Here is a 13,562-nt window from a genome sequence, read left to right on the forward strand (position 1 = left end):
GTTCATACTAAAAAAGGTTTATAAGGTTTGTTCTTTGTTAATTATTCAGACTCTACTGGCTCAATATCAATACGCTCAATATTGTGCATTCCACGCGGTAACGACGTCCCTTTACGACCTCGTTCTGAACGATATTTTTGTAAGTCTTCTGCTTTAAACTTCAGCTTCCGCTTACCGAAATGCAAGGTCATTGATGCCCCCACAGGCAAAATCATCAACCAAGTCAATAAATCATCGCCAGTTGCCGCTTGCGCACCTGCAATATTGATAATTTTATTCCCTTTACCTTTTGAAAGTTGGGGTAAATCCGCCACAGGGAATATTAACATACGCCCTGCCTTGGTAATTGCCAATAGCAAATCTTCCTGTTCATTATGCAGTTCAATTGGTGCCAATACTTTTGCATTTTCAGGCAAAGAAATTAAGGCCTTACCAGTTTTATTTTTAGTGACTAAGTCATTGAAGGTACAAATAAAACCGTACCCTGCATCAGAAGCCATTAAATATTTCTGCTCGTCAGGCGCCATCAATACATGTTCAATGGATGCACCTGGAGGCAGAGTTAACTTACCCGTTAGAGGCTCACCTTGACTACGCGCTGAAGGCAATTCAAGCGGATCCACAGAATAACTTCGCCCTGTTGTGTCAAGGAATACCGCCGCCTGATTTGACTTACCTCGCGCAGCCCCTTTAAAACCATCTCCCGCTTTATAATTTAGGTTAGTCGGCTCGATATCATGCCCTTTAGCACTTCGCACCCACCCCATATCAGAAAGCACAACGGTAATCGGTTCTGACGGTAAAATTTCATGTTCGCTCATTGCTTTCGCTTCTTCACGCTCATGCAATGGGGAGCGACGGTCATCACCGTAATCTTTGGCGTCAGCTTGAATCTCTTTTTTAATCAGCGTATTTAAACGTCTTTCAGACCCAAGAATCTCTTGTAAATCATCGCGCTCTTTGGCTAATTCATCTTGCTCGCCACGAATTTTCATTTCTTCAAGCTTGGCTAAATGGCGTAATTTTAACTCTAAAATAGCTTCAGCTTGGGTATCACTGATATTAAAACGTGACATTAAAACCGCTTTGGGTTCATCTTCTGTACGAATAATTTCAATGACTTCATCAATATTCAGATAAGCAATCAATAAACCATCTAAAATATGTAAGCGTCTTAATACTTTTTCTAACCTGTGATTTAAGCGATTACGTACAGTTTGGCGACGGTAAGCAATCCACTCATTTAAGATCTCAACAAGCCCTTTTACCGCAGGTCGGTTATCTAAACCAATCATATTAAGGTTAACGCGATAACTACGCTCTAAATCCGTTGTCGCAAATAAATGCGTCATAACCTGTTCAAGGTCAACACGATTACTACGTGGAACTATCACCAAACGTGTTGGGTTTTCATGGTTAGATTCATCGCGTAAATCTTCAACCATAGGCAATTTTTTCGCGCGCATTTGGCTGGCGATTTGTTCTAAGACTTTCGCCCCAGAAACTTGATGAGGGAGAGCCGTGATAACAGCATTACCATCTTCTTTTTCCCACACCGCACGCATGCGTACAGAGCCGCGCCCATTTTGATAAATCTTACGAATATCATCACGGGAAGAAATAATTTCTGCTTCCGTAGGGAAATCAGGTCCCGGCACAAATGCCATGATGTCATCAAGATTTAGCGTAGGTTTATCCAGTAAAGCAACCAAAGCTTGAGCCACTTCTCGGGCGTTATGTGGTGGAATATCTGTCGCCATCCCAACCGCAATACCCGTTGTACCGTTTAACAAAATATTTGGCAAACGTGCAGGCAACATTTTGGGCTCGTTTAGCGTACCATCAAAGTTTGGTACCCAATCGACGGTGCCATGACCAAGTTCACTGAGTAAAATTTCAGCGTATTTGGATAGTCGTGATTCGGTATAACGCATTGCTGCGAATGATTTAGGGTCATCCGGTGCCCCCCAGTTTCCTTGACCATCCACCAGCGGATAACGGTAAGAAAACGGCTGCGCCATCAAGACCATCGCTTCATAACAAGCTCTATCACCGTGTGGATGATATTTACCGAGAACATCACCCACAGTTCTGGCGGATTTTTTATATTTTGCAGTGTTGCTTAAGCCAAGTTCTGACATTGCATACACAATACGGCGCTGAACAGGTTTAAGCCCATCGCCAATAAACGGTAATGCCCTATCCATGATGACGTACATCGAATAGTTCAGATAGGCATTTTCAGTGAAAGCATGAAGCGGTAAGCGCTCTACGCCATCATGAGTAATTTCACTCATTCAATTCGTTCCTTTCTCATCGCAATTCGGATATTAGACATCAATTTCAGCCATATCGCCTTTTTCTTGCAGCCAATTACGGCGATCTTCAGAGCGTTTTTTCGCAAGAAGCATATCCATGACCGCAAGTGTTTCTTGGTAGTTTTCATCATCGATAATTAGCTGTACAAGACGACGAGTATTTGGATCTAATGTCGTTTCACGTAATTGCAGTGGGTTCATTTCCCCCAGCCCTTTAAATCGCTGAACATTGGGTTTACCTCGCTTGCGGCTAAGGCGTTCAAGTACAGCATTTTTTTCGCTTTCATCAAGGGCGTAAAACGTTTCTTTGCCTAAATCGATACGATATAACGGCGGCATTGCCATATAGACATGCCCTGCTTTTACTAATGTTGGGAAATGACGGACAAATAACGCACATAGCAATGTAGCAATGTGCAAGCCATCGGAGTCCGCATCCGCAAGGATGCAAATTTTCCCATAGCGTAATTGACTAAGGTCTTCGCTATCAGGGTCTATTCCAATAGCAACAGAGATATCATGTACCTCTTGGGAAGCTAAAACCTCATCAGAAGACACTTCCCATGTATTGAGAATTTTACCGCGTAGCGGCATGATAGCTTGGTATTCGCGGTCACGCGCTTGTTTTGCAGAGCCCCCTGCGGAGTCCCCTTCTACAAGGAACAATTCCGTCATACTCAGGTCTTGCGAGCTACAATCGGCTAATTTACCCGGTAAAGCAGGGCCACTGGTGAGTTTTTTACGCACCACTTTTTTCGCTGCACGCATTCGACGCTGCGCGCTAGAAATTGCCATTTCTGCAAGCTGTTCAGCCACTTGCACGTTTTGGTTAAGCCATAAACTGAAGGCATCTTTTACCACGCCCGAAACAAACGCAGCGCATTGACGAGAAGACAGACGCTCTTTGGTTTGCCCCGCAAATTGTGGATCTTGCATTTTAACGGAAAGCACATAAGTACAACGCTCCCAAATATCATCTGCTGAGAGCTTAACACCACGAGGCAATATATTGCGGAATTCGCAAAATTCACGCATCGCATCGAGCAACCCTTGGCGTAAACCATTAACATGGGTTCCACCTAGTGCTGTTGGGATAAGGTTAACGTAGCTTTCCGTCAGTAATTCACCACCTTCAGGCAACCAAAGCAACGCCCATTGTGCGGCTTCTGTTTCCCCTGAAAATTCACCTGTAAATGGCTTTGGAGGTAACGCTTCAAGGCCGTCAATTGACTCCATTAGGTAATCGGTCAACCCGTCACTGTAGCACCAACTTTGCTCTGTATCGTTGAGCTTATCCTTAAACGTGATTTTCACGCCAGGGCATAAAACAGCTTTGGCTTTTAAATTATGAGTTAAACGAGTTACTGAAAATTTTGGACTATCAAAATAGCTGCCATCTGGCCAAAAATGCACGCTAGTCCCTGTGTTGCGTTTTCCACAAGTCCCTATTACATGTAAATCTTCAACCTTATCGCCATTTTCAAAGGCAATTTGATACACTTGGCTATCACGACGAACAGTAACTTCAATACGTTTTGATAACGCATTGACGACAGAAATCCCGACACCATGCAAACCACCTGAGAATTGGTAGTTTTTATTGGAGAATTTCCCCCCCGCATGTAATTGCCCCAGGATCAGCTCAACCGCTGACACTTTCATTTCTGGGTGAATATCGACAGGCATACCGCGCCCATCATCAATTACTTCAAGGGATTGATCGGCATGTAAAATAACCTCAATATGGCTCGCGTGCCCCGCAAGCGCTTCATCGACGCTATTATCAATTACTTCTTGAGCCAAATGGTTCGGTCGACTGGTATCGGTATACATCCCCGGACGACGGCGAACAGGCTCTAAACCACTGAGGACTTCAATGGCCTCTGCGTTATAACTAGATTGAGTCATGTTGTCATTCTGCGGTAATAGGTGATTAATTGAACTATTCAATCAGTGAGTTACTGTTGATAATAACAGTGTTCATACGTTTTGACACTATTTCTCTGCCAATTGTAGGAAATCAACAATTTGAGAAAAGTAAGCGTCAAAACCAATAAAGGCATGATTACCGTCAGGTTCCACAGTTTGTTTGCACTTTGAAAGATAGGCAACAGCCTCTCGATAATCAAGTACTTCATCGCCCATTTGTTGTAACAACCAGATAAGCTGAGGGGAAGTTAATCTTTCAATGTATAAGGATTTTAGCTCATGAATGTGCTTTTCTTCCAACACATATTGTTCATGAGTATATGGGTTTGTATTGTCGCCTAAGTAATCTTGCAGTAAATCAAAAGGACGTACCGCAGGGTTTACGACGACAGCAGGAAGCTGATAACGTTCTGAAAACCAAATTGAAAAATAACCGCCGAGCGAAGAGCCGACTAACCCCATTTTCTCATGCGGATGCTGTTGGACAATATCATCCAACATAGCTTGAGCTTGCTGAGGGTAATTCGGTAACTGCGGTACAATCATATTAATTTGCGGATAATTCACCTCAATCCATTGCTTTAAGTTATTAGCTTTAGCTGATTGAGGGGAACTATTAAAACCATGAATATAAAGTAGAGTTGACATAAGCGAATTAATAACCGTCTGAGTCAAGGTCAGGGCTAAATTCCCTTGTATCTAAGCGATGAACGCGGGTTGTAATATGCCTTTGCCCTTGCTCATTAATACTTAATTCTAAATATCGCCAACCTGGCGCGACGGTATCAAGCGCAAAATTAGTACAGTGAGGCTTAAATTGCACACAGGTAGAAGGCGTTGCCAACAACCGAATACCGTGCCAGTTTTCATCCATTTCTTGGTGAATATGGCCACATAGCATCGCTTTAACATTTGAGTAGCTTTTTAAATAATCAGCTAAAATATGTGAATTTCTCAAACTGTGCTGATCAAGCCAAGTACAACCCGAGGCTAGAGGATGGTGATGCAGCATAATCAATGTAGTACGTTCAGGTTCAGCATCTAAGCTGGCTTTCATCCACTCTAACTGTTGTTCAGAAAGCTCGCCATGAGGTACATCTTGAAGTTGGCTATCAAGCATCAAGATTTGCCACTCATCACCAATTAAAACTTGTTTAGCGCTTGAAATCCCAGCAATTCTGAGTGTTTTGACCATAGCCGGTGGATAGTCATGATTACCAGGAAGCCATACGCAAGGAGCAGGAATACGCGCAATACCATCCGCAAAATGCTGATAAGCTTGTGGTGATTGGTCTTGAACTAAATCCCCTGTCGCCACAATTAAGTCGATTGGGAGATTTTCCTCTGAGATAGCATCAAGTACCGCCTGATAGCTACGGTAAGTATTTACCCCTAAAAGCGTATTTTCTGTATTAGCAAAAAGATGCGTATCAGTAACCTGTAAAATTCTCACAACTTTAGAGTTCTTTGCAGTCACTTCAAGCTGGCTGTCCAAAAGTATTCCTTTTCTTAAATATTATTTAGTACCTAATCTATTCATTACAACTATATAAAAGCTCAACATACTTACAACTATCTTAAAGCTTTACTTTCCAACTTTCTGATAATCAGCACACACTTCATCAGATTAATCGTTATTTAACACAGTTTCATCCACTTTTCATGAAGTTTTTGATAGTGAAGTTGTAACCATTGAATCGCTATCACTGTTGCTGCATTATCAATTGTGCCGTCTTCAACCCATTGAAAAGCTTGCTCTCGACTAACCACATGTACGCAAATATCTTCATTTTCTGACGCTAGCCCATGAACACCTTTCGCTTGGCTGCTATCAACTTCACCGATAAATACATGCATACGTTCAGTCGTACCGCCAGGGCTAGAAAGATAACTTACCGCTTTTTCAGTGCGACCAATAATAAGCCCAGCTTCCTCAACGGCCTCACGACGAATAACCTCTTCCGGTGATTCGTTTTGCTCTATCATTCCAGCTACTGCTTCAAGTAACCAGGGTGTTTCACTAGTCTCAATCGCTGGCAACCGAATTTGTTCAATTAAAACAACACTATCTGCTTTCGGGTCATAGGGTAAAACCACGCCGGCATGACCGCGTTCAAAAACTTCACGGCGAATTTCTTTACTCCATCCCCCCGCGAAAAGGCGATGACGAAATTGATATTCAACCATTTGAAAAAAACCGTTAAATAATTTACGCTTGGATATAATTTCAACATCATTTTTGCCGTATTTAATTGGCTGCTCTATTTGTTTTGTCATTTCATTCTCCAAACCCAATTATTCCATCTTAAGGAAATAATTGTGGATTAAAACAGTTTTTAAGGTTTTTTAACCTTAGATGAGGTAATGTTTAATAAATTGAGACAAAATGGCACAAAAGGCTACCGTTAATAGAAGTGATACTCTGTTACAATAAGCGCCATTATTCAAATCAAAGAGCAACGTAGTGTCTGTTTTTAATAACTGTCTCTAAAACGGATAATTTAATATCTATCGCCTAGTTAGGCATGGTACGTTTTAGGCAACAGACTCAACTTAATTTGCTGTTTAATCAAGGAATCAAAATGAAGAAACTGCTTCCCCTTTTAATTTCGATGAGTTTTGTGGGTCTCAGTACCAATAGCTATGCAGAAGATTTACTACAGGTTTACCAAAAATCCAAAGAAAGTAACCCTGAATTAAGAAAATCATTAGCTGAACGTAATCAAGCTTTTGAAAAAATTAATGAATCTCGCAGCCCATTATTGCCACAATTAGGTTTAGGTGCAGGAGCTAGCTACGGCAGTGGTTACCGTGACGCAAGAAATACTGAAAGCACAGGTTTAAATGCTTCACTGAAACTCACTCAAGTTGTGTTTGATATGTCGAAATGGCGTCAATTGACTATCCAAGAAAAAACCGCGGGTATTTCTGATGTCACATACCAAACAAGTCAACAGCAATTAATTTTAGATACTGCAACTGCGTATTTTAATGTGTTAAAAGCGATTGACGCGTTATCTTATATTGAAGCAAATAAAGAAGCCGTTTATCGCCAATTAGACCAAGTTACACAACGCTTTAACGTTGGCCTTGTTGCCATTACCGACGTGCAAAACGCCCGTGCAAACTATGATAGCGTTATTGCACAAGAAGTCGCTGGCCGCAATGATTTAGAAAATGCGATTGAAAAACTGCGTCAAGTCAGTGGCGTGTACTACAGCCAACTTGCTTCTTTAAATATCGACCGCTTTAAAACCAATGAGTTGGGCGATATCAACGCTATCCTAAAAGAAGCAGAAGAGCGTAACCTCAGCCTATTAAGCGCACGTTTAGCACAAGATGTTTCTCGTGAAAATATTCGCTTAGCAGAAACAGGCCACATGCCAACAGTTAACTTAGATGCATCAACATCAGTCACAAATAGTTACCAACACGGCAGCGGTTATAATACTCCATATGGTGGTGGTGCGACCAACAGCTATAATGGTCAAAATAGCATTGGCTTAAATTTAAGCATTCCACTGTATACTGGTGGCGCAGTCAGTTCTCAAGTTGAACAAGCACAATATGGTTTCCAAGGTGCTAGTGAACAACTAGAAAGCGTTTACCGTAATGTGATTCAGTTAGTTCGCTCATCATTTAATAACGTATCATCGTCAATCAGTAGCATTAATGCCTACAAACAAGTCGTTGTTTCCGCACAAAGCTCATTAGATGCAATGGAAGCTGGCTATCAAGTAGGAACTCGTACCATTGTTGACGTGTTGACAGCAACAACTGCGCTATACCAAGCGAAACAAAACCTGTCTAATGCACGTTATGACTACATGATTAACCAACTGAATATCGAATTTGCTCGTGGCACATTGAACGAAGACGATATTGCCCGCCTAAATGCAAATTTAGGTAAAGAGATTTCAACCTCTGCAAGTAGTATTATTCGTAATACCAACGCGCCAAAAATGAATTAAAATTCTTAGTTTATTTGAAAATGATATAATGACCCGCTTATATAGCGGGTTATTTTTTGAAGGAAGCCAAGTAAATCGTTTAGAATTGCTAATTTGCACTAATTGAACCGCTTACAACCCCTTTTCATTAGCCTCTGGCACAAATTCAGTTAATTCTCACTCTTATTACTGCGCGCTAGAGCAAAAAACAGCCAATAGTTAACACATTGATATAAAATAAAAATATTATTTTTCCCTTTAACTAATACCATGCTAAATAGGAAAAAATAGCAAAAAGTTATCAAAATGATAAATTCAGCTCATTTCTCCTATATTTCTGCTTTAATTTTCAGCGTTTATCCCCTATCCTAGAGCTAACATCTAAAAACATCTTACTTAATTAAATTCAGGGTAATTACCATGACCATGAAGCGTACCAAAGATATTAATCAGAGCGCCTTCCGTAAGTCTTGGCGTTCATACCGTTTAGCGCCTGTGGCTGTTGCGGTCAGTGCCGTATTTATGCTTTCCGCTTGTGAAGAAAGTGATGAAACCGTCTCATTGTACACAAACGCACAAGACTGTAGCCAAGCGAACCCATCACAAGCAGAACAGTGCACTATCGCCTACAATAATGCGCTACAAGAAGCCGCTAAAACTGCACCTAAATATGAAACTCAAGCTGACTGTATTGCTGAGTTTGGTGAAGCTATGTGTACTCAAGCTCCGGCTCAAGCAGGTATTGCAGGCACTAGCTCAACAAATGGTGAACAAACGGCTCAAGCACAAAGCAGCGGCGGTAGCATGTGGATGCCATTAATGATGGGTTATATGATGGGCCGTATGATGGGCGGTAGCGCTGCATCACAACCATTATTCAGCTCAAAAAACCCAGCTAGCCCTGCCAATGGTAAGTTTGTTGACGCTTCAGGTAAAAGCTATGGCCCTGCTGTTGCAGGTGGCCGTTCCATGAGCGTACCAAAAACAGCCATGGCACCTAAACCACCAACAACTTCAACAGTTACCCGTGGCGGTTTTGGTGACACCGTAAATAAACAAGCGATGGCACAGCGTTCATCTTCTTCTGCAAAATCAACCTCTTCTTCCCGTTCGATGGGTGGTTGATAAGTAATGAAACGAGTTCCTATAGTAGAGCGCCCAAACTGGCGCGAAAAAGCTTCTGAGTTTGGCTTTGAATTTCATACTATGTATGGTGAGCCCTACTGGTCAGAAGATGCGTATTACCAATTTACTATGGCACAAATTGAAGAAATAGAAGATGCAACCGAGCAGTTGCATCAAATGTGCCTAAAAGTGGTTGAACGTGTTGTTGAAAGCGATGAGTTAATGGCACGTTTTCAGATCCCTAAGCATTGTTGGGAATTTGTTCGCAGCTCATGGAAAAGCGAACAACCTTCGTTATATTCTAGGCTTGACCTCGCTTACGATGGTATTAACCCTCCTAAGCTTTTAGAAAATAACGCGGATACTCCAACCTCATTATACGAGTCTGCATTTTTCCAATGGATCTGGTTAGAAGATCAAATTGAAGCAGGGAAATTACCTGAAAATGCCGATCAGTTTAATAGTATTCAAGAGCAATTGATCGAACGCTTTACGCAATTAAAAGATCAGTATGGTTTTCGCTTGTTGCATATGTCTTGTTGCCGTGACACTGAAGAAGATCGCGGTACCGTTCAATATCTACAAGACTGTGCAAATGAAGCGGGTATTGCCACTGAATTCTTATATATCGATGAAATTGGCCTAGGTGAAAAAGGTGAGTTTTCGGATACCCAAGATCAGGTGATTAGTAACCTGTTCAAGTTATATCCATGGGAATTTATGCTAAGAGAAATTTTCTCGACTAAATTGCAAGACGCTGGCGTACGCTGGTTAGAACCTGCATGGAAGAGCATCATTTCTAACAAAGCTTTATTGCCTATGTTGTGGGAAATGTTCCCAGATCACCCAAATTTACTGCCTGCCTATTTTGCGGATGGCAAAACCCAGCCAGAACTCGAAAAATACGTTATTAAGCCATTATTTTCTCGTGAAGGCGCTAATATCCGTATTATCGAAAATGGTAAAGAAATTGCAGCCGCAGACGGCCCATACGGCGAAGAAGGTATGATTATTCAACAGTTCCATCCACTTCCACAATTTGAAGGTAACTACACCTTAGTCGGAAGCTGGTTGGTGAATGATCAACCTGCGGGGATCTGTATTCGTGAAGACAAAGAATTGATCACTCAAGACTTATCACGTTTTTACCCACATACGATCATCGACTAATCGTATTTAGCGTTAAAAGGAAAGCCCAAACATAGCAATATGATTTGGGCTTTTTGTTAGTCAATTATATTGCAGAAAACTTACCCTACCTGAATAGACAACATACTTAACGATGCCGACACAATTCCTTCAATCGGTGTACTGATCTCTTCTTGACCATCCCAAGTTCCTAAAATAGGTAAAATAGGCAAGTAATGTTCTGGTGATGGGTTAGATAATTTACCATCCTCCCGTTCTAATCCTTTAGTCAGTGGGTGAGGCGTTTCATGACTTTGCAGATTGTCATATACAAATTTTTCAAAAGATATTGCCCACGGGTACGGCTCAGCATGAGAGTTCTGCCAATTCATCGCCCGTAAATTGTGGACAACATTGCCACTGCCCATAATCAGCACGCCTTTCTCCCTTAAAACACTCAATTTTTTACCGAGTTCATAGTGCCAAGTGGCGGGCTTGCTACCATCGATACTCAGTTGGATCACGGGGATATCCGCTTCTGGATACATACGCAGCAAAATTTCCCATGTACCGTGGTCTAATCCCCACTCTTGTTCATCAAGGTAAATTGGCTCAGGGGCGAGTAATGAAACAACTTGCTGAGCTAATTCAGGAGAACCAGAAGCTGGATATTCGATTTGATACAAGGCTTCGGGGAACCCGCCAAAGTCATGAATCGTTTTTGGTTTTAACATCGAAGTCACAGCAGTACCGCGCGTATACCAATGGGCTGAAATCACCAAAATTGCGCGTGGCCGAGGTAAGGCTTTACCGAGATTTTCCCACGCTTGAGTGTAAGGGTTATCCTCAATCGCATTCATTGGGCTACCATGACCAATAAAAATGGCAGGGATCTTATTTTTTACCATCGAAGTATTTAATGACATGATGATTTCAACTCCAACTCAATTAGTTTCTCCCTACAGCATACGCTTTCCAGCAAAAAACACAGTGGGCTAATTATGAGTATGATCATCAAAAAAATTGAAAAGGCCACGAGGTGTGCAACTCAGTGGCCTTTATAACATTCTATATGCTTAACAGACTATTTATTACCTAAATAACTAAAACCATTACATTAGATAATATTCAAGATATGACGAGAAAAAAGATTAGCTCGCTTTCTTTTCCTGCAACTGACGATACTGAACTAAGTCTTCAATCGTCACTACAGTCAAACCATGTTGCTTACCAAACGCAGCCACTTCAGGGGTACGAGCCATAGAACCATCATCATTGGTTAACTCACACAACACACCAGCTGGCTTGAAACCTGCCAATATTGCTAAGTCGATAGACGCTTCAGTATGACCACGACGCGTTAATACCCCGCCTTCACGGCCACGCAGAGGGAAAACATGTCCTGGGTGGTTAAGGTCTGAAGGAACGGCGTTATCTGCAATTGCGGCACGAATAGTGGTGATACGGTCTGCGGCAGAAACACCTGTCGTCACACCTTGTACGGCTTCAATGGTCACAGTAAAGCCTGTTTGATTTTGGCTCGTATTGTTATCTACCATCATAGGTAGTTTGAGTTGCTTGCGGCGCTCTTCAGTAATACAAAGGCACACGATCCCACTGCTATAACGAATGGTAAATGCCATTTGCTCGGCAGTCATAGTTTCTGCTGCAAAAACTAAATCGCCTTCGTTCTCACGATCTTCATCATCAAGAACAAGAACACCTTTACCTTGGCGTAATGCCTCGATAGCATTTTCAACACGTTCGATAGGATTGCCAAATACAGAAAGTAGCGAATGATCCATGGTAAAAAACCTCTTAAATAGTTATTAACTAGTTACCAGAATCAAGGCAGTCTTAGGAATACGAGAAATGGTGAATATATAAATAGCCAATAAAAGGCATTTACCTATTCAGGTATGCAGAACACTATTGTGCATAATCGCACAAACATGCAGATACTGTTAATTCTCTCCCATCCGGACTATAACCGTCGGCCCCAGATTCACACTGGGTCTGCTGACCTTTACCATAAAAATGATAAAGCGCTCGCGGGCTTCATGCGTGATGCATGTTTACCGCCGGTGGGGACTTTCACCCCGCCCTGAGATATACGCAATTAATATAACGCCAATAATTCAAGTTCGCAACGATGATAATCAAAATTGGCGAATGACTCACACTTTTAGCCAAAAAACATGAATAAAAACTTAGAGTTATCAAGGTTAATTTCACTACCGGCTCTAAACCTCTCTCTAAATAATTCAAGCTAGCGCAAGGCAGCAAGAGGTATTAAACTAGTCCCAACAATTCACAACAATATTTTGATAAACTTAAGGACCCGCGAAATGCTCGATCCGAAAAAAATTGAACAAGTTGCCCGCCAAATTCAAGGCGCTTTACCACAAGGCGTACGCGATTTAGGTGAAGATTTTGATAAAAAACTGCGTTCACTGTTACAATCACAACTCGGCAAATTAGACTTAGTCAGTCGTGAAGAATTTGATATTCAAACTCAAGTCTTATTACGCACCCGTGAAAAATTAGCGAAGATGGAACAACGCGTCAGCGCACTCGAAGCCCATTTAAATGTAGAAGAAAAAACGGCTGAGTAATTAAATTGAAAAAGTGGCACCGATTAAGGCGTCACTTTTGTTATTTGATATTCAGTTCACGCTCAAGCAGCTGAACAATATACTGATTTTTAGAAACATTATGCTCAGTTGTTACCGCATTTAAATAAGCCTCTAAGCGGCTTGGGTAACGCAGCGTAAATGACTTTACCGTTTCTTGTTCTTTGAACGGGTTAATCCCCTCTTCTTGGCAACCTTCGATGTATTCTGCTAAAGAAATTCGCGCTTCTTTTTTTAACCCTTCAATGCTATCAGAAACAAAATCACAGTAACCACTTACATCTAAAAACTTACCACGAAACGCTTTAATTTCAGCTTCATAGATAACAGATGCAGGATGGCCGTCTATCGTCATCACATTACTGCTTTTAATCATATTCCACCCCTATCGTATTTTCCATGACGTCATATTGTGATATCAAAATCTAAAGCAAAAAAAATATGACGTCAATATTTGACGCCATATTGATTTTAAATAA

Annotated in this window: 12 protein-coding genes and 1 riboswitch; of the genes, 4 read left to right on the top strand and 8 right to left on the bottom strand. The window is 41.5% G+C overall.

The features are described 5' to 3' along the window. Positions 1 to 41: 41 nt before the first annotated feature. The 5 genes from parC to nudF all read right to left on the bottom strand — a co-directional run bounded on the left by parC (position 42) and on the right by nudF (position 6,524). Positions 42 to 2,297 (bottom strand): DNA topoisomerase IV subunit A, encoded by a 2,256-nt coding sequence (parC, locus tag P3L40_RS17250; RefSeq protein ID WP_210853202.1) that lies wholly within the window; start codon positions 2,295 to 2,297, stop codon positions 42 to 44. A gap of 33 nt (positions 2,298 to 2,330) precedes the next feature. Further along, positions 2,331 to 4,226 carry a DNA topoisomerase IV subunit B gene (gene parE, locus P3L40_RS17255; RefSeq protein ID WP_094961099.1) on the bottom strand — a complete coding sequence of 632 codons (1,896 nt, stop codon included), beginning with the start codon at positions 4,224 to 4,226 and terminating at the stop codon, positions 2,331 to 2,333. Positions 4,227 to 4,313: 87 nt separating this feature from the next. After that, the gene (gene yqiA / locus P3L40_RS17260) at positions 4,314 to 4,895 is read right to left on the bottom strand and encodes an esterase YqiA (RefSeq protein ID WP_196725184.1); all 582 of its coding nucleotides are present in this window, start codon (positions 4,893 to 4,895) and stop codon (positions 4,314 to 4,316) included. A 7-nt stretch (positions 4,896 to 4,902) separates the two neighbouring features. Further along, a complete protein-coding gene (gene cpdA / locus P3L40_RS17265; RefSeq protein WP_004257710.1) occupies positions 4,903 to 5,742 on the bottom strand; it encodes a 3',5'-cyclic-AMP phosphodiesterase in 840 nt (279 codons plus the stop codon). 143 nt (positions 5,743 to 5,885) lie between these two features. Beyond that, positions 5,886 to 6,524 (bottom strand): ADP-ribose diphosphatase, encoded by a 639-nt coding sequence (gene nudF / locus P3L40_RS17270; protein WP_004257715.1) that lies wholly within the window; start codon positions 6,522 to 6,524, stop codon positions 5,886 to 5,888. A gap of 305 nt (positions 6,525 to 6,829) precedes the next feature. Here nudF and tolC point away from each other — a divergent pair, with 305 nt between their 5' ends. The 3 genes from tolC (at position 6,830) to P3L40_RS17285 (ending at position 10,492) form a co-directional block, all read left to right on the top strand. Then, complete coding sequence (gene tolC / locus P3L40_RS17275) at positions 6,830 to 8,218, top strand: outer membrane channel protein TolC (protein ID WP_036958003.1); 1,389 nt, start codon at positions 6,830 to 6,832, stop codon at positions 8,216 to 8,218. A gap of 399 nt (positions 8,219 to 8,617) precedes the next feature. Further along, a complete protein-coding gene (locus P3L40_RS17280; RefSeq protein WP_004257725.1) occupies positions 8,618 to 9,322 on the top strand; it encodes a DUF1190 family protein in 705 nt (234 codons plus the stop codon). A 6-nt stretch (positions 9,323 to 9,328) separates the two neighbouring features. Beyond that, positions 9,329 to 10,492, top strand: coding sequence for a glutathionylspermidine synthase family protein (locus P3L40_RS17285; RefSeq protein ID WP_004908587.1), 1,164 nt, complete (start codon positions 9,329 to 9,331; stop codon positions 10,490 to 10,492). An 80-nt stretch (positions 10,493 to 10,572) separates the two neighbouring features. Here the strand turns inward: P3L40_RS17285 and ygiD are convergent, their stop codons facing one another. Both ygiD and ribB read right to left on the bottom strand, forming a co-directional pair. After that, positions 10,573 to 11,376: a 4,5-DOPA dioxygenase extradiol gene (ygiD, locus tag P3L40_RS17290; protein ID WP_405029955.1), complete on the bottom strand. Its 804-nt coding sequence runs from the start codon at positions 11,374 to 11,376 to the stop codon at positions 10,573 to 10,575. A 225-nt stretch (positions 11,377 to 11,601) separates the two neighbouring features. Continuing rightward, positions 11,602 to 12,255 carry a 3,4-dihydroxy-2-butanone-4-phosphate synthase gene (gene ribB, locus P3L40_RS17295; protein WP_210853199.1) on the bottom strand — a complete coding sequence of 218 codons (654 nt, stop codon included), beginning with the start codon at positions 12,253 to 12,255 and terminating at the stop codon, positions 11,602 to 11,604. 158 nt (positions 12,256 to 12,413) lie between these two features. After that, positions 12,414 to 12,566: riboswitch (FMN riboswitch) on the bottom strand. A gap of 232 nt (positions 12,567 to 12,798) precedes the next feature. Between ribB and ubiK the strand changes: the two genes are divergently transcribed. Beyond that, positions 12,799 to 13,065, top strand: coding sequence for a ubiquinone biosynthesis accessory factor UbiK (gene ubiK / locus P3L40_RS17300; RefSeq protein WP_004257742.1), 267 nt, complete (start codon positions 12,799 to 12,801; stop codon positions 13,063 to 13,065). Between the two features lie 40 nt (positions 13,066 to 13,105). On the opposite strand, the gene P3L40_RS17305 is transcribed toward ubiK, so the two are convergent. Next, on the bottom strand, positions 13,106 to 13,459 hold the full coding sequence (locus P3L40_RS17305) for a type II toxin-antitoxin system HicB family antitoxin (RefSeq protein WP_004257748.1): 354 nt from the start codon (positions 13,457 to 13,459) through the stop codon (positions 13,106 to 13,108). Between the last annotated feature and the right edge of the window lie 103 nt (positions 13,460 to 13,562).

The organism is Providencia sp. PROV040 (assembly GCF_032706145.1).
Taxonomy (GTDB): domain Bacteria; phylum Pseudomonadota; class Gammaproteobacteria; order Enterobacterales; family Enterobacteriaceae; genus Providencia; species Providencia hangzhouensis.

What these genes read in the sequence shown, in the direction of transcription:
- parC (WP_210853202.1), bottom strand. Translation starts at nt 2,297, where the DNA reads ATGAGTGAAATTACTCATGATGGCGTAGAGCGCTTACCGCTTCATGCT.
- parE (WP_094961099.1), bottom strand. Translation starts at nt 4,226, where the DNA reads ATGACTCAATCTAGTTATAACGCAGAGGCCATTGAAGTCCTCAGTGGT.
- yqiA (WP_196725184.1), bottom strand. Translation starts at nt 4,895, where the DNA reads ATGTCAACTCTACTTTATATTCATGGTTTTAATAGTTCCCCTCAATCA.
- nudF (WP_004257715.1), bottom strand. Translation starts at nt 6,524, where the DNA reads ATGACAAAACAAATAGAGCAGCCAATTAAATACGGCAAAAATGATGTT.
- tolC (WP_036958003.1), top strand. Translation starts at nt 6,830, where the DNA reads ATGAAGAAACTGCTTCCCCTTTTAATTTCGATGAGTTTTGTGGGTCTC.
- P3L40_RS17280 (WP_004257725.1), top strand. Translation starts at nt 8,618, where the DNA reads ATGACCATGAAGCGTACCAAAGATATTAATCAGAGCGCCTTCCGTAAG.
- P3L40_RS17285 (WP_004908587.1), top strand. Translation starts at nt 9,329, where the DNA reads ATGAAACGAGTTCCTATAGTAGAGCGCCCAAACTGGCGCGAAAAAGCT.
- ygiD (WP_405029955.1), bottom strand. Translation starts at nt 11,376, where the DNA reads ATGTCATTAAATACTTCGATGGTAAAAAATAAGATCCCTGCCATTTTT.
- ribB (WP_210853199.1), bottom strand. Translation starts at nt 12,255, where the DNA reads ATGGATCATTCGCTACTTTCTGTATTTGGCAATCCTATCGAACGTGTT.
- ubiK (WP_004257742.1), top strand. Translation starts at nt 12,799, where the DNA reads ATGCTCGATCCGAAAAAAATTGAACAAGTTGCCCGCCAAATTCAAGGC.
- P3L40_RS17305 (WP_004257748.1), bottom strand. Translation starts at nt 13,459, where the DNA reads ATGATTAAAAGCAGTAATGTGATGACGATAGACGGCCATCCTGCATCT.